The sequence below is a fragment of the Enterobacter sp. PP-008-ECC_S150 genome (genome assembly GCF_045257065.1).
GTDB classification, from domain to species: domain Bacteria; phylum Pseudomonadota; class Gammaproteobacteria; order Enterobacterales; family Enterobacteriaceae; genus Enterobacter; species Enterobacter chengduensis.
On record NZ_JBJHHG010000026.1, the window covers coordinates 20174 to 35094 of the forward strand.

Consider the following 14921-nt stretch of genomic DNA (forward strand, 5'->3'; position numbering starts at 1 on the left):
AATGGCTACAAGCGTTGCGCATCCTCCCGCCTCACGCAGTCGCCTGAGCCGCATGACCGCGCTGTTCTGGCGTAAGCCGTCGCTCGGCCTGTTCCTGCTCCTGCTTGCGCCGCTGATGTGGTTTGGCATCGTCTATTTAGGATCGCTGCTGACCCTGCTGTGGCAGGGATTCTACACCTTTGACGATTTCACCATGGCGGTCACGCCGGATCTGACCCTTGCGAACATTCAGGCGCTTTTCAATCCTGCAAACTACGACATCATTTTGCGCACGCTAACGATGGCGATTGCGGTAACCATTGCCAGCGCCATCCTCGCCTTCCCGATGGCCTGGTACATGGCGCGCTACACCCGGGGCAAGTGGAAAGCGTTTTTCTATATCGCCGTGATGCTGCCCATGTGGGCGAGCTACATTGTTAAAGCCTACGCCTGGACGCTGCTGCTGGCGAAGGACGGCGTGGCGCAGTGGTTTCTCAGCCATTTGGGGCTGGAGCCGATCCTGACCTCGCTCCTGACGCTCCCGGCAATCGGCGGCAACACCTTGTCCACCTCCGGGCTGGGACGGTTTCTGGTCTTCGTCTATATCTGGCTGCCGTTTATGATCCTGCCCGTGCAGGCGGCGCTGGAACGCCTGCCGGCCTCGCTGCTGCAGGCTTCGGCCGACCTCGGCGCGCGTCCGCGTCAGACCTTTCGCTATGTGGTTCTGCCGCTGGCGATCCCGGGGATTGCGGCGGGCTCAATATTCACCTTTTCCCTGACGCTGGGGGATTTCATCGTTCCACAGCTGGTGGGGCCGCCGGGCTACTTCATCGGGAACATGGTCTATTCCCAGCAGGGTGCGATTGGCAACATGCCCATGGCGGCCGCCTTCACGCTAGTGCCCATCGTGCTGATTTCGCTTTATCTGGCGTTCGTGAAACGTCTGGGAGCCTTCGATGCACTCTGAACGCGCACCGCTGTTCCTGAAAGTGGCAGCGTGGGGAGGCGTCATCTTTCTGCACTTCCCGCTGCTGATAATCGCAATTTATGCCTTTAACACCGAAGACGCGGCTTTCAGCTTCCCGCCGCAGGGGCTGACGCTGAAGTGGTTTAGCGTGGCGGCGGGGCGCGGCGACATTATTGAATCCGTGACGTTGTCACTTCAAATTGCCGCGCTTTCAACCGCGATTGCCCTCGTGCTTGGCACGCTTGCTGCAGCGGCGCTATGGCGAAGCGAGTTTTTTGGCAAGAATGCGATCTCGCTGCTGCTGCTGTTACCGATTGCGCTACCGGGGATCATCACCGGCCTGGCGCTGCTGACGGCGTTCAAAACGATCGACCTTGAGCCGGGGTTTTTCACCATCGTCGTCGGTCACGCCACCTTTTGCGTGGTGGTGGTGTTTAACAACGTGATTGCCCGGTTCCGACGCACCTCCTGGAGCCTGGTGGAAGCGTCGATGGATCTTGGGGCCGACGGATGGCAGACCTTCCGCTACGTGGTGTTGCCCAATCTGGGATCCGCGCTGCTGGCCGGGGGGATGCTGGCGTTTGCCCTGTCGTTTGACGAGATAATCGTCACAACGTTTACGGCGGGACATGAGCGCACGTTACCGCTGTGGCTGCTCAACCAGCTCGGCCGTCCGCGCGACGTGCCGGTCACCAACGTGGTGGCACTGCTGGTGATGCTGGTGACAACGATCCCCATTCTGGGAGCCTGGTGGCTAACCCGCGACGGCGAGAGCATCGCCGGCAGCGGGAAATAACGGTGAATTCAACAGGAAAATGCTATGCAAACACAACTGCTGATAGAGGGAAAACTGGTAGCCGGAGAGGGAGAAAAACAGCCGGTTTATAACCCGGCCACCGGAGAGCGCCTGCTGGAGATTGCTGAGGCGTCAGCGGCGCAGGTCGACGCGGCGGTGCTGGCGGCCGACCGTGCTTTTGAGGCGTGGGGCCAAACCACGCCGAAGACGCGCGCCGAGTGCCTGCTGAAGCTGGCGGATGCGATTGAAGCCAACGGCGAGGAATTTGCCCGGCTTGAATCCCTCAACTGCGGCAAGCCGCTGCACTGCGCGCTGGGGGATGAAATTCCGGCGGTGGTCGACGTCTTCCGTTTCTTTGCCGGGGCTGCCCGCTGCCTGAACGGGCTGGCCGCCGGGGAGTACCTTGATGGCCACACGTCGATGATCCGCCGCGATCCGGTGGGGGTGGTTGCCTCTATTGCCCCCTGGAACTACCCGCTGATGATGGCCGCCTGGAAACTGGCGCCCGCGCTGGCGGCAGGGAACTGCGTGGTGATTAAGCCCTCAGAGATCACGCCGCTGACCGCGCTGAAGCTGGGAGAGCTGGCAAAAGATATCTTCCCGGCAGGCGTCCTGAACGTCCTGTTTGGTCGCGGGAAAACGGTCGGCGACCCGCTCACCGGGCATGAAAAAGTGCGTATGGTCTCGCTGACCGGTTCGATTGCGACCGGGGAGCATATCATCGGCCATACGGCGTCCTCTATTAAACGCACCCACATGGAGCTGGGCGGAAAAGCACCGGTGATCGTTTTTGATGATGCGGACCTGGATGCGGTTGTCGAAGGGGTGCGGACGTTTGGTTTCTACAATGCCGGACAGGACTGTACGGCGGCCTGCCGCATTTATGCCCAGAAGGGAATTTATGCAGCGCTGGTGGAAAAGCTGGGCGCAGCGGTAGCCAGCCTCAACATGGGCGCGCCGGAAGATGCCGCGACCGAACTGGGGCCGCTCAGCTCGGCGGCCCATCTTTCGCGCGTCTGCCAGGCCGTCGATGAGGCGAAAGCGCTCGCTCATATCCGCGTGGTCACGGGCGGAAGCAAAGGAGAGGGGGCGGGCTACTACTTCCAGCCCACCCTGCTGGCGGGGGCAAAACAGGACGACGCCATCGTTCAGCGCGAAGTGTTCGGCCCGGTAGTGAGCGTCACAGAGTTTGACGACGAGGCGCAGGTGCTGGCCTGGGCGAACGATTCGCAATATGGACTCGCGTCATCGGTCTGGACTCAGGACGTGGGCCGCGCCCATCGCCTTAGCGCACGCCTGCAGTATGGCTGCACCTGGGTGAATACCCATTTTATGCTGGTGAGCGAAATGCCGCACGGCGGCATGAAGTTATCCGGCTACGGCAAAGATATGTCGGTCTACGGGCTTGAGGACTATACGGTCGTGCGGCACGTCATGATCAAACACTAAGCCCGTCATGCCTGGCCGCACGCGCGGCCAGGCGTTCGCCACGCCCACGATGGGTGTTACGCAAGATACTCAATTGTTATTAGCCATAATTTTTAAGTGGTTATTCTGTAACGAAAAAACTTGATCTGTATCAACATATGACGCATATTGCGTGCGGTTATTTTTTCGGCTCTGGTGTACAGAATGACGTTGTATCAAAAGATGTTGGTTTTTTACGCAATCATGGCTGCCATCTGCGCATTAATTACCTGGTTCCTCTCTAAAGACCGCAAACGTATCCGCCTGCTCAGCGCTTTTCTGGTGGGGTCAACCTGGCCAATGAGCTTTCCCGTTGCGCTGCTGGTCTCGCTTTTCTGAAGCACGCTTCCATTTTTAAAAGATGAATATGGCATTCCCGACACGATAACTGTATAAATAAACAGTGCATCGTAAAAGGAGTGCTTATGAATAGTTTTTACTCGCAGCAGGCCGGTTGTACCGTGCGCTGGCATGATCTGCCCGGCACCGGCGATCCCGTGGTGTTCATTCACGGGCTGGGCTGCGCCTCTTCCTATGAATATCCCCGCGTCGTTCATGACCCGCTGTTTGGCGCGCGCAGAGCGATTCTCATTGATTTGCCCGGCAGCGGCTACAGCGACAAGCCTGAGCACTACAGCTATAAAACCACCGACCAGGCGCGCGTTGTGGCGGAGCTGATTAACCACCTTGAGCTGGATGCCTTCTGGTTATACGGCCACAGCATGGGCGGCAGCATTGCTATCGAAACGGCGGGGCTGCTGGCAGCGCGCGTGAAGGGGCTGATGGTGTCAGAGCCCAATTTTCATGCGGGCGGGGGAATGTTCAGCCGGTCCATTGCAGCGCAAACCGAGCAACAGTTTGTGATGCAGGGCTATGACGCCATGCTCGGTACAGAAAAAACGGCGTGGGCGGGGTGCCTGCAGAGCAATGCCCCGTATGCCGTCTGGCGCGGTGCATCGAGCCTGGTGGCGGGCGTTGAGCCCGAATGGGAAGCGCAGTTCCTGTCACTTGCTTGCCCGGTTACGCTGATTTTCGGCGAACTCTCTCTGCCGGATGACGATGTGGAAAATCTCCAGCAGAAGGGCGTTGAGGTAAAAATTATCCCTGCGGCGGGGCATTCCATGTCGTGGGAAAACCCCTCTGCGCTGGCGCAGACGCTATCCGGGTGTATGACAATGTAATGATTGTGCGGTTTATGATTGCTGTGAAAAGTAGGCCGGGTAAGCGCAGCGCCACCCGGCAAGAAAGGCGGCTACTTTATTAAATCCCGCAGTGCCTGACGTGCGCCAGGCTGAATATCATGCGGATGCTGGTAATCAACGTTCTCTATTGCACGGCTATAGAGCGCAACCAGCCAGTCGTAAACGTACGCGGTGGCCGCATGCACAGGCTGTTCCCCCAGGCGCGTCAAACGCGGCTCGCCGCTGCTGACCACCGGCGTGACGAAGATGGCCTGGCCCTTGCGAATGCGGCTTGCCGGACGTGCCGTTACGGGAGTCTGGTCATAACCCAGCCAGCCAATGAAATTGCCTATCACGGCATGCAGCTGTGCAGCGCTGCTTTTGTCCGCTTCGACAATACGCTGCAGCTGCTGAGGCAGATTAAGCCGGTAGCTGGTGACCACCAGCACGTCCGCGATTTGCTGTAACACCGCAGGATCCAGCCCGAGACGGGCGGCCGTGGCCTCGTTGCGGCTCCACTGACGCAGATGATTTATCCAGACCCTGTGCGCCAGACGCGCTTTGTCTTTTGTCTGGAACAGGCCGGTGCTTTCCTGCGCACTCTCGGCAAACAGGTCAATAGTGTCCGTAAACAGCCCGTTCACCTGCTCCTCGCGCGGCTGCTGAACCGCGAGCAGCGTTTCAAAGGCTTTCAGCGGCGGCAGAAGGCCCTCAAGCAGCTCGCCGTGGCGGGCGGCGCTGCTTTGCAGCGTGCGCACCATGTTTTCGGCTTGAGCGCGTCTTGTCCCGGGCTCCTGAACCAGCGGCGCCAGATAGCTATGCATCAGCGACGTAAGCTCCTGGCGCAGCAGGGCTTTCAGCGTGCTGAGACGCTTCTGTCGCTGCGCGGGTAGCGTGGCCTGAGACAGCCACTCGATGACGCGCTGCATGCTGTGGCTGTCCAGCGCCTGCAGCGTGCCCCAGCGTAGCCCCGGCTTTCCGAGCAGGTGCTGTACGGCCTCATCAAGATTCTGTCGGGTGGTAAAGCGGGCGTCGTGAGGGGTAATCGCCCACACCAGCCCCGGCAGGGCCGATTCTTCAGCAGGCTGCGTCTCCTTCACCCAGTTCATCAGCACTTTTGCTTTTTTGGCGGTCTGTTCGTGCTGCGCCGTCGCATTGCAAATCACCAGCACATCCGGCTGGAGCTGCTGACGGTAATGCTCAAGCAGCCACTGGGATTTCGCCTGACGCAGCGGGTCGGCACGGTTATCTTCAAACACCGGAATATCAATAATGTCGACGCGGTCCAGCGCGCCGTTCTCAACCGGCAGCACCAGCTCGCGGGTCAGGAAGGCCAGCACATCGACCGGGAGGCTGATGGCGTTAAGCATCTCGCTGCCGTTCAGCGGATGAAGCAGCGTCTCCTGCGCGTCCTGAAGATCTAACGTGCCGTCGTGCGTCAGGAACCCTTCACCCGGCAGCCCAAAGCTGTCCACCAGCAGGCTAAGCGGGGCAGCAAGCTCGCTGGCATGGCTGGTCTGGTGCAGCACGTGGGCCAGTTTCAACCACTGCTGGGTCAGCTCCTGCTGCTCCCCCCACAGCAGCGACCAGACGCTGGCCCGCGTGCTGAGATCGAGTGATGGCACCAGCTGGGCAAACGCGTGCCAAAGGGCATCATCAATTTGCTGCTTAGCGGCCGGGACGGTGCTCTGCCAGAAGCGGGCAATGGCACCCACCTCCTGCGCCGTGATGCCGGGCACGCCCTGCGGCTGGCGCAGCCCGCGCCATTTCTCCAGACGTGCCTCAATGACCGCCTTATCCACCGCGCGCATTTGAGGATGCAGCGTCGTGCGGGCAATAAACAGCTGTACCAGCTCGGCCTCGGAGACCAGACGCAGACGCAGCGGGAACGCATCATCAGCCACTTCCGGGTTTTCCCGGGTGAAGCGGACGGCCATGTTGGTCAGGGCATGTCCCGGATTGATATGCGAAAAATAGTCAAAGGTCCGCTGTCCGGGAGTCACGTTCAGGCGTCCATTACCGCTGCCGCACAGCGATAACAGCAGGTGTGCTTTCGCGCTCTGCGAATGTCCGTAAAGCCCAATGCTGCTCTGGCGGGTCGTGGCGCGCTCAATGGCCTGCTCCCGCGCCTGCAGCGCGTTGATGCGTGCGAGCAGGGCGTCGGCATCGTTATCCAGCACAGGGGCGTTCAGGCGCGTCTCATTAATCCACCCGATTAAGGCCTGAGTGGTGGTCGTCGTCGCTGTCATTTCAGATATACGCTCCCGCTGTCGATCCAGTAGTGGCTGCCGCTGTGTCGGCGGTCGGCCAGGGTGTTCAGTTTGAAGGTTAATGCGTCAGGCGCAACCGGAGTGCCGTCCTGCAGCCAGGCGTCGCTCAGCTCGAAGGCCTCCGGACCTTCCTGCTTGCTGCCGCCGCAGAGCTTGAGCCGCACGTTCAGCACGCCGTCACCGGCAATCGCTTTCGCCAGTTCAGCCGAGTTAATGCTGAGCGTGTAGAGCGGCGTGGCGGGCCACCGCGCGTTCGCCAGCTGGCGGAAGCCGAGGGTGACGTTGCCGCGCAGCGGGAAGTGCAGACGCGCGTCGAGCTTCGCGCCCGGTTTATCGAGATCGATATCCTGATACCAGACGTTTTCCTCGCGCAGGGTGTTGACGGTGTTATCCAGCACGCCGAGATAGCGCACGGTGGAATACGCGCCAATGTCCGCGGCCTTAAAGTTGAAGCGCGGCAGACGGAGGTCGAGCGCCAGGCTGCAGAGCATGGCCCCCACGGCGGCGGTCGATTTCGGGTTGCCGATGCGCCCCTGCTGGCTAAACGGATACCATTCGTGTACCTGGTATTTATCCAGCCAGACGATGCGGTTGACCGGCACCGGCTGCAGGTGGCGAATGAGCGCCTGGACGCCAGGCAGGCAGCCGGGACGACCGGTGATCAGCAGAATGTCGCAGCCGTAATGGGAGATCGCCTCGCACACCGCGTGGAGCGGGGAGGCCAGGGTAAACTGCCCGGCCAGCATCGCATCCTGCATTTCGCGGAAATTGACGTGCAGCGGCACCGCGAACAGATCAAACGCGTCGGAACCCGCGGGCAGGGCATGATCGATCGCCTGCTGCAGGTAATTCATCACGTTGCGGGTCGGCTTTTGCGCCAGGAGATCGCCAAAGGTGGCATGCAGACCGGCCAGCGGATCGTCAACGTCGCTGGATTCCCACGCGGCAAGAATGGCATGGCCAATCGGCATAAAGAGCTGAAGCGCCGTCTGCTGGCGGAGTACGGCCTGGGTATCAATGCGTCCGGAGTCGCCGAACAGCGAGGCCATCAGCAGCGAGGCGTCAGCGATACCGGATTTCTGCAGCTGCGTTTGCAGGGCAGGCAACACGTAGCGCTGAATCACGTCCAGCAGCGTATCGTCGCCCGCGACCTTAAAACCTTCGCGGAACAGCAGCTGCGGGGTAATTTTGACGTTATTGCCGGAGCCGTCGTCCAGCTGATAATGGGTGATCGCCATATCCGTTGTGCCACCGCCGATGTCGATGGACGCGACGCGCAGCGCGCGGCCCGGCGGGCTACCCGGCTCAGGGGCACGGTCCGGGCGGGCCAGGGAGGCAAAGAAGGCTTCCGTCTGACCGCCAAAGCGGGAGATGGCTTCGTTGTACAGCCAGACCAGCTGACCGCAGCTGGCTTCATCCCACTCCATCTGGATTTCAGGCACCGGCACCACGCTTTTATCCTGCTGTTTGCGGGTGACAAAATCCTCATCCTGCGGGTGCCAGCCCATCGCTTTCCAGACGATGGCGATGGCTTCAAACATCCGGCGACGGAAGATCTCGCGCTCCTGCTTTGGCATCGCCGAAGGCAGGGTCAGGATCAGGGTGCGCAGCTGGCGCGGCGAGGCAGGGAAGCCCAGACGCAGGCGCGTGGCGACGCTGTTGATCTGGCCCAGCGCCTGGGCCAGCAGCTCGCACAGCATGTGCGTCATCAGGGTGCTGCGGCTGTACTGCGGCGAGAAGACCGGCAGGCGCTCGTCCTGCGGCAGCGTGAACAGCGGCTCGCCGTCATCGTTCATCAGGTTCATCAGCGGGAACGCCGTAGCAAGCGGCTCGCGCTGGGTCTTGCCGTTCATCTGGCTAAAGCGCCAGTCCTGCACCACCGGCGTTTCATCCCACAGGTAGCGACGCGGGCTCGAGATACCGCTGTTGCCCTCGGTTCCAAGACGCTGCATCGCCAGCTTGCGGGCTTCATCGCCAACGCGAACAATCGACGGCCAGACAAAGGCATCTTCACGACCGCTTTCAACCGAGAAGTGCTGTTTGCCAAAACGCGCTTCCGAAAACTCCAGGCGGCTAGTGAACAGCGGCTCGTTCAGGAACTGCGGCTCGCTGAGCGAGCGTACCTGCAGCTCGGCGGTCTGGCGCAGCCCATCGTTGGCATCCCCGTGGTCTTCAATAATGACGCCGCAGGTGTGGGTATTGCCCACGTCGAGGATCAGGTCGACCGGAATGGCTGGCGTGCTGAGCGTATGGGTGACAAATTTCACTTCCGGCACGGTGAGCTGTTCACCGAGCATGGTCATCAGGTTGAGCCAGTGGGCCTGATATTCAAAGCCGCGCATCGCCTGCTGGAGATCGCGTTCTGAGCGGTTTTCAACGCCGTCGGCATACTGGCTAAACGCCTCGCGCAGCCAGCCGTCAATCCAGGTCTGATCGAGGAAGCTTTCTACTTCGCTGTCTCGCCAGGCCAGCGCGAAACGGGTCCCGTTCAGAATGTCGTTTTCTACCGGCGAGAGCGCGGACGTGGCATGTTCGGCAATCTGGCTGTCAAGGGCGAGCGTGACGCGGTGCGTGTTGCCTGCCGTATCGGGAGTAGCAAGCCTGCGCACCTGAACGCGGGCCCAGTTATCCGGCCCCTCGACAAAGGTGCGCGGCGGGTTGAAGCGCAGGAACGGAACCGGAAGCCAGACGCCGTCCAGTACCGCCAGAGACTGATGCAGCGGGATAGTGGTTTCCGGCTTGACCACTTCAGGCTGCCCGCCGTTCATGGCCGGCAGGGTATAGCGACCGTTGACCAGGTCGAAATCGAGGCGCAAAAGCGGGCCGTTCGCGGTTTTACGTACGAAGCGCCCGTTGCTGGCAGAGTCCTGCGGCGTCAGACCGAAATCGAGGAACTGCACGCCGCTGTTGGCAATGAGCGTGACGCTTTGTTTATAGTCGCAAAGATTTACCAGCATAGGATCAGGCACCTGCTTTCTTGAACGTCAGTGGGACGACGGTGTTGGCATCATAACGGGCGCGACATTCTGCGATATCGCTGGTGCCTGCTTTACAGGCAATTTCCGGCATCGGGTAGCGGGAACCGTCGGTGCAGCGGGCGGTGCCGCGACTTTTAATCATCAGCTCGCCATTGCTGTGCAGGCCGGAGAACACGTCCGCGCGGCAGACAACGTTGTCGCCGTGGACAACGCGGGCAAAGCCTTTATTGTTCTGGATTTGATAGCGCATTGACGGCGGTTTGCCGGTGACCGGGTCTTTCACGTCGAGAACCGCACGCCAGGTGCCGTTCAGGAAGCGCGTCGATCCCGCTTTTACCTGATTCGCCTCCATCACCATGGCGTCTTTCGGGATGGCGACAATCACTACCGGAGCGGGCTGCGGCGCAGGAGCAGGTTCTTTTTCTTTGCTCGCCAGCACCTCTGCCTGATGCAGCGGTAACGTCATCGCCAGCGGCTCAACCGCTTTGATCGGCTTAGGCGCAATCTCCACGGGTTCCGGCGCGGCGGCTTGCGCGGGCGCAGCGGAAGGGGCCTGTTTTGGCCACAGCAGCGGGGCGGCGACGGCGGCGACGATCGCGACGGCAACCGGCAGCGTCCATAAGGGAACGCGGCGCTTTTTCGCGACGATCGGCGGTGCCGGTTCCTGAACGGGTTGCGCAACAGCCGGGACGGGCTCGGGCGCATACAGATCGTCCGGGGTAATGCGCACCACCGTGGAAGGGGCGATCAGCGGCTCGTCTGCGTGTTCAAAGGTGACGATCGGTTCGGGTTCAGGCTCGGGTTCCGGATCCTCAATTACAACGGGGGCAGGTTCAGGGATCAGGGATTCACGCAGGCAGTCAAGAACATCGTCGCGCGCGTTCTCGTTCAGGTTTACAAACCCCCAGAAGCAGATGACCGGCTTTCCGTCCACCAGGAAGAGGAAGTTTTCCCCCGGGAACTGAAATGCCTTCGACAGCAGAGAGCCAAAAAGCTGCTGCGCGGTTTTGGGCGACTGGAGGCATTTCTTGCTGAGCGACTCGACGCTGGCGAGCGTGTTTTCGAGATAGCGCAGGGCGCGGTAACGATCGTCTTCATCGGCCGCTTTCCAGCTGGTTACGCTTCCTTCAACCGGGGAATACCAGTCCACGCGGTCGCCGCTGTCGTTGATCTGAGGGATCGCCAGACAGTCGACGATGGTCTGCTGTTTGCGCAACCGGAGCGCTTCCCGGATTTGTAACGCTGATTCAAAAACGGCTTGTCCGCCGCCGCCAACGGCCTGAAAGTCATCCAGGTTACCGCTGCGTAAAAGAGTTTTTGCCACGATTTGATCCCATATACTTCTTCACACCGTTACTTTAACGAAACGGGGAAGCAACCAAACGGCAGAAGAGACGCTAAAAGGGCCGATTTCTTGCGGCATAGAAAGTGACGGTTGTGCTTGACGAATAATGGCCCTTAAGGCAAATCACCTTTTCGGGCGCTGGCTGTAAAACCAGCAAAAAACGCGGCTTTAGAATAACCTGATAGTGTTTCGTTATTTGCCAGGTCATAACGGCTGTGCTGTTATTACTGTCTTATATAATAAAACTGTCAGGGTTATAACCATGTCTACAGGGAAAACACTGCTCGCCCTTGCGCTGAGCGCGCTGTTACCAGCCGGTGCCGCATGGGCGGCAAATAACGACACGCTTATTTACTGTTCAGAAGCGTCTCCCGAGTCCTTCAACCCGCAAATCGCCAGTTCTGGCCCCTCTTTTGTGGCCAGCTCCCAGGTACTGTACAACCGCCTGATCAATTTCGACCCGGTGAAAAACACCCCGGTTCCATCGCTGGCAGAGTCCTGGACGATCTCACCGGACGGTAAGACCTATACCTTTACCCTGCGCAAAGGGGTGAAGTTCAACAGCAACAAATACTTCAAGCCGACGCGCGATTTTAACGCCGATGACGTTATTTTCTCTGTGATGCGTCAGAAAGACCCTAAACACCCGTACCACAACGTGTCGCAGGGCAATTACGAATACTTTAACGACGTCGGGCTCGATAAGCTGATCCAGGACGTTAAAAAGGTTGATGATTACCACGTCCAGTTCACCCTCAGCGAACCCAACGCCGCGTTTCTGGCCGACTGGGGGATGGATTTCGCCTCCATTCTCTCCGCCGAATACGCCGACGCGATGCTGAAAAAAGGCACGCCTGAGAACGTAGACACCTGGCCGATTGGTACCGGGCCTTACGTGCTGCAGCAGTACAAGGTGGATTCGCTGATCCGCTATGTTGCCAACCCGAACTACTGGGAAGGTGACGTGCCGACGAAACATCTCATCTTCTCTATCACGCCAAACGTGGAAACCCGTCTGGCGAAGCTACAGACCAACGAGTGCCAGATTATTCCTGCGCCGTCTCCGGTTCAGTTCGATGCCATCAAGAACAACAAAGACCTGACGCTGCACTCGGTCGACGCGCTGAACGTCGGCTATCTGGCGTTTAACACCGAGAAAAAACCGTTTGATAACGTGCTGGTGCGTCAGGCCCTGAACTACGCGACCGATAAGAAGGCTATCGTCAATGCGGTCTTTATGGGGTCGGGTACGGTGGCAAAATCGCCGATCCCGCCAAATATGCTGGGCTTCAATAAAGACCTGAAGGATTACGGCTACGATCCTGAAAAAGCGAAAGCGCTGCTGAAGCAGGCGGGCCTGGAGAAAGGGGCGGAAGTCACGCTGTGGTCAATGCCGGTTCAGCGTCCGTATAACCCGAACTCGCGCCGTATCGCGGAGATGATTCAGAGCGACTGGGCTAAAGTCGGCGTGAAGGCCAAAATTGTCTCCTACGAGTGGGGCGAATACCTTTCCGGAATGCGCAAAGGCGAACATGACGCCGCGCTGTTTGGCTGGATGTCCGATAACGGCGACCCGGACAACTTTGCCGATGTGCTGCTGGGCTGCAACAGTATTAAAACCGGATCAAACGCCGCGCGCTGGTGCGATAAGGGGTATGATGCCCTGGTGCAAAAAGCGAAGCTGACCAGCAACCCGGCCGAACGCGCGAAGCTTTACGGCCAGGCGCAGGAGATCTTCTACCAGCAGGCGCCGTGGATCGCGCTGGCTAACGGCAAAACGTTCTACGCGACCCGCAGCAACGTCACCGGGTACAGCGTTAGCCTGATGGGCAGCGATTTCTCAAAAGCGAAGCTGAACTAAGCCTTCTTAGCCGGGTGGCGGCTACGCCTTACCGGGCCTACATTTGGCACCTGTAGGCCCGGTAAGCGAAGCGCCACCGGGCAATTCACAAGGAGTGACAATGTCACATTTAAACGATGTCACCGCCCGCGTCGATGCCGCCATCGAAGAGAGCGTAATAAGCCACATGAATGAACTGCTGATCGAATTAAGCGATGATGCAGAGCTTAGCCGGGATGATCGTTATACCCAGCAGCAGCGCCTGCGTACCGCGATTTCGCACCACGGCAAGCAGCATAAAGAGGAGATGGACGCCCGTCAGGAACAGCTGACCAAAGGCGGCACTATCCTGTAGCAATTAAAACTGGCGTCTCGCCACCAGCCAGGCCCCGACGACCAGCATCACCGCGCCGCACGCCGGGCCAATCAGGGCGCGTAACGGAACGCCATGGCTTCTCAGCACGTCCAGCACCAGCCCGCCAATCAGCTGGCTTGCGACCAGCACGGCGATGGTCGTCGCCGCGCCAACGTTCTGATACCCGCTAATACTGGCAAACACGAAAAACGACCCCAGCAGCCCCGGGATCAGCGTCCACCAGCGGGCCGTCGCGGCCAGCTCGCTGAATCCGACAAGGCCCTGTTTGAGCAGCAGAATGCTGACAAACAGCACGATGCCAACCAGTGAGTTCAGCAGCATCGCGATAAGAATGGTGGAGGAGGACTGGGTAATACGCACCATTAAGGTGTTTTGCACCACCAGGCCGATGCCCGCCGCCACCAGAAAAGCCAGCGTCAGTGACTGATTCATGGGATAGCGTCCGGATCGCTGCGCTCGTCCAGCTGCAGCTGCATAAAGGTTAGGTCCAGCCAGCGGCCAAACTTGGTCCCCACCTGCGGCATTTGCCCGGTCGTCACAAAGCCGAGGGTTTGATGGAGATGAATAGAGGCATGATTCTGCGCCTCAATGCCGGCCACCATCACGTGCTTACCGATGGTGCGGGCCTCGTGGATCAGCGCCTTCATTAACAGGCGGCCAATGCCTTTGCCCTGATGATCCGGATGCACGTAGACCGAATGCTCCACCGTATGACGAAAACCGTCGAAGGCGCGCCAGTCGCCGAAAGAGGCGTAACCGGTCACCGCGCCGTCTTCTTCACTCACCAGAACCGGGTAACCCGCAAGCGTGCGCGCCTCAAACCAGGCGATGCGGTTATCGGTATCGACGGTTGTATCGTTCCAGATCGCGGCAGTATGCAGCACCGCGTGGTTGTAGATTTCGCCTATCGCAGCGCAGTCTTCTTTGCAGGCATGACGAACGATCATGATTAACCTCTGTGTTGTTCACTATAGTATTACGTTATCGCTACGATATTACACAAGCGTCTCACCCGATCGCTACGGCATAAACTATATTTTTTTGTTATCAAAAGCCCATTGAAATGCCGTTCATACACTATAGTATGACGTCATGAACACCATAACAGACACGATGAATCAACGGATTAGCGCAAGAATTCGCCTCGAGCGCGAGTCTCGCGGATGGTCCCTGAGCGAGCTTGCTGACCGGGCAGGCGTCTCCCGCGCCATGATCCACAAGATAGAGCGCGGAGACAGTAGCCCTACGGCCACCTTGCTTGCCCGCCTGTCCGGCGCGTTTGGCATCAGCATGTCCACGCTGATTGCCCGGGCCGAAATGCAGGAAGGCAAGCTGTTGCGCCTTGCCAACCAGCCCGTCTGGCGCGACCCGCAGACGCACTACCTCCGCCGCCATGTTTCTCCTCGTACCGATCTGCCCATCGACCTTGTTCAGGTTGAACTGCCTGCGGGCAGCGATGTCCCTATGCCTGCCTCTTCTTACGCGCTGGCACGTCAGCTTATCTGGCTCCAGTCCGGTGAGCTGGTGTTTCAGGAGGGCGATACGCGTCACGAAATGCATGCCGGAGACTGTCTTGAGCTGGGGCCGCCAAATGACTGTCGGTTCATCAACGAAACGAATGAAACCTGTATCTATCTGGTTGTACGGCTCAACCAGTCTGGCTCGTAATGCTAATGCGATAACGGCGAACGTGCGCCAGGCTGTAATGACATTTGTACCAGA

Annotated in this window: 13 protein-coding genes; 8 read left to right on the plus strand and 5 right to left on the minus strand. The window is 59.4% G+C overall.

Annotation, left to right across the window (positions count from 1 at the left end; translation table 11 throughout):
• Nucleotide 1: 1 nt before the first annotated feature.
• The 5 genes from ACJBF3_RS22250 to ACJBF3_RS22270 all read left to right on the plus strand — a co-directional run bounded on the left by ACJBF3_RS22250 (nucleotide 2) and on the right by ACJBF3_RS22270 (nucleotide 4390).
• Entirely contained in the window at nucleotides 2–946 is a 945-nt protein-coding gene (locus ACJBF3_RS22250) for an ABC transporter permease (RefSeq protein ID WP_045326571.1), read from the plus strand.
• Nucleotides 936–1742 (plus strand): ABC transporter permease, encoded by an 807-nt coding sequence (locus tag ACJBF3_RS22255; protein ID WP_045326569.1) that lies wholly within the window; start codon nucleotides 936–938, stop codon nucleotides 1740–1742. The genes ACJBF3_RS22250 and ACJBF3_RS22255 overlap by 11 nt, the downstream gene beginning before the upstream one ends.
• Nucleotides 1743–1766: 24 nt before the next feature.
• Nucleotides 1767–3191 (plus strand): aminobutyraldehyde dehydrogenase, encoded by a 1425-nt coding sequence (gene patD, locus ACJBF3_RS22260; RefSeq protein ID WP_045326566.1) that lies wholly within the window; start codon nucleotides 1767–1769, stop codon nucleotides 3189–3191.
• A 183-nt stretch (nucleotides 3192–3374) separates the two neighbouring features.
• The gene (locus tag ACJBF3_RS22265) at nucleotides 3375–3548 is read left to right on the plus strand and encodes a GhoT/OrtT family toxin (protein ID WP_032640836.1); all 174 of its coding nucleotides are present in this window, start codon (nucleotides 3375–3377) and stop codon (nucleotides 3546–3548) included.
• Between the two features lie 86 nt (nucleotides 3549–3634).
• Nucleotides 3635–4390, plus strand: coding sequence for an alpha/beta fold hydrolase (locus ACJBF3_RS22270; RefSeq protein WP_045326564.1), 756 nt, complete (start codon nucleotides 3635–3637; stop codon nucleotides 4388–4390).
• Nucleotides 4391–4461: 71 nt separating this feature from the next.
• Here the strand turns inward: ACJBF3_RS22270 and ACJBF3_RS22275 are convergent, their stop codons facing one another.
• The 3 genes from ACJBF3_RS22275 to ACJBF3_RS22285 are packed head-to-tail and all read right to left on the minus strand — an operon-like array spanning nucleotide 4462 to nucleotide 10962.
• The gene (locus ACJBF3_RS22275; protein WP_045326561.1) at nucleotides 4462–6639 is read right to left on the minus strand and encodes a virulence factor SrfC family protein; all 2178 of its coding nucleotides are present in this window, start codon (nucleotides 6637–6639) and stop codon (nucleotides 4462–4464) included.
• Nucleotides 6636–9617, minus strand: coding sequence for a virulence factor SrfB (locus ACJBF3_RS22280; protein ID WP_045326560.1), 2982 nt, complete (start codon nucleotides 9615–9617; stop codon nucleotides 6636–6638). The genes ACJBF3_RS22275 and ACJBF3_RS22280 overlap by 4 nt, the downstream gene beginning before the upstream one ends.
• A 4-nt stretch (nucleotides 9618–9621) precedes the next feature.
• Nucleotides 9622–10962 carry an SrfA family protein gene (locus ACJBF3_RS22285; RefSeq protein ID WP_045326558.1) on the minus strand — a complete coding sequence of 447 codons (1341 nt, stop codon included), beginning with the start codon at nucleotides 10960–10962 and terminating at the stop codon, nucleotides 9622–9624.
• Nucleotides 10963–11245: 283 nt separating this feature from the next.
• Here ACJBF3_RS22285 and ACJBF3_RS22290 point away from each other — a divergent pair, with 283 nt between their 5' ends.
• Together ACJBF3_RS22290 and ACJBF3_RS22295 are read left to right on the plus strand one after the other, a co-directional pair.
• Complete coding sequence (locus ACJBF3_RS22290) at nucleotides 11246–12844, plus strand: ABC transporter substrate-binding protein (protein WP_045326556.1); 1599 nt, start codon at nucleotides 11246–11248, stop codon at nucleotides 12842–12844.
• Between the two features lie 100 nt (nucleotides 12845–12944).
• Nucleotides 12945–13178 (plus strand): YdcY family protein, encoded by a 234-nt coding sequence (locus ACJBF3_RS22295; protein ID WP_045326554.1) that lies wholly within the window; start codon nucleotides 12945–12947, stop codon nucleotides 13176–13178.
• Nucleotides 13179–13181: 3 nt separating this feature from the next.
• Here the strand turns inward: ACJBF3_RS22295 and ACJBF3_RS22300 are convergent, their stop codons facing one another.
• On the minus strand, nucleotides 13182–13631 hold the full coding sequence (locus ACJBF3_RS22300) for a DMT family transporter (protein WP_045326553.1): 450 nt from the start codon (nucleotides 13629–13631) through the stop codon (nucleotides 13182–13184).
• Nucleotides 13628–14146 (minus strand): GNAT family N-acetyltransferase, encoded by a 519-nt coding sequence (locus ACJBF3_RS22305; RefSeq protein WP_045326551.1) that lies wholly within the window; start codon nucleotides 14144–14146, stop codon nucleotides 13628–13630. The genes ACJBF3_RS22300 and ACJBF3_RS22305 overlap by 4 nt, the downstream gene beginning before the upstream one ends.
• A 145-nt stretch (nucleotides 14147–14291) precedes the next feature.
• Between ACJBF3_RS22305 and ACJBF3_RS22310 the strand changes: the two genes are divergently transcribed.
• Nucleotides 14292–14867 carry a helix-turn-helix domain-containing protein gene (locus tag ACJBF3_RS22310; RefSeq protein ID WP_008501301.1) on the plus strand — a complete coding sequence of 192 codons (576 nt, stop codon included), beginning with the start codon at nucleotides 14292–14294 and terminating at the stop codon, nucleotides 14865–14867.
• Nucleotides 14868–14921 lie beyond the last annotated feature (54 nt).

What these genes read in the sequence shown, in the direction of transcription:
- ACJBF3_RS22280 (WP_045326560.1), bottom strand. Translation starts at nt 9,617, where the DNA reads ATGCTGGTAAATCTTTGCGACTATAAACAAAGCGTCACGCTCATTGCC.
- ACJBF3_RS22290 (WP_045326556.1), top strand. Translation starts at nt 11,246, where the DNA reads ATGTCTACAGGGAAAACACTGCTCGCCCTTGCGCTGAGCGCGCTGTTA.
- ACJBF3_RS22275 (WP_045326561.1), bottom strand. Translation starts at nt 6,639, where the DNA reads ATGACAGCGACGACGACCACCACTCAGGCCTTAATCGGGTGGATTAAT.
- ACJBF3_RS22305 (WP_045326551.1), bottom strand. Translation starts at nt 14,146, where the DNA reads ATGATCGTTCGTCATGCCTGCAAAGAAGACTGCGCTGCGATAGGCGAA.
- ACJBF3_RS22250 (WP_045326571.1), top strand. Translation starts at nt 2, where the DNA reads ATGGCTACAAGCGTTGCGCATCCTCCCGCCTCACGCAGTCGCCTGAGC.
- ACJBF3_RS22295 (WP_045326554.1), top strand. Translation starts at nt 12,945, where the DNA reads ATGTCACATTTAAACGATGTCACCGCCCGCGTCGATGCCGCCATCGAA.
- ACJBF3_RS22255 (WP_045326569.1), top strand. Translation starts at nt 936, where the DNA reads ATGCACTCTGAACGCGCACCGCTGTTCCTGAAAGTGGCAGCGTGGGGA.
- patD (WP_045326566.1), top strand. Translation starts at nt 1,767, where the DNA reads ATGCAAACACAACTGCTGATAGAGGGAAAACTGGTAGCCGGAGAGGGA.
- ACJBF3_RS22270 (WP_045326564.1), top strand. Translation starts at nt 3,635, where the DNA reads ATGAATAGTTTTTACTCGCAGCAGGCCGGTTGTACCGTGCGCTGGCAT.
- ACJBF3_RS22265 (WP_032640836.1), top strand. Translation starts at nt 3,375, where the DNA reads ATGACGTTGTATCAAAAGATGTTGGTTTTTTACGCAATCATGGCTGCC.
- ACJBF3_RS22300 (WP_045326553.1), bottom strand. Translation starts at nt 13,631, where the DNA reads ATGAATCAGTCACTGACGCTGGCTTTTCTGGTGGCGGCGGGCATCGGC.
- ACJBF3_RS22310 (WP_008501301.1), top strand. Translation starts at nt 14,292, where the DNA reads ATGAACACCATAACAGACACGATGAATCAACGGATTAGCGCAAGAATT.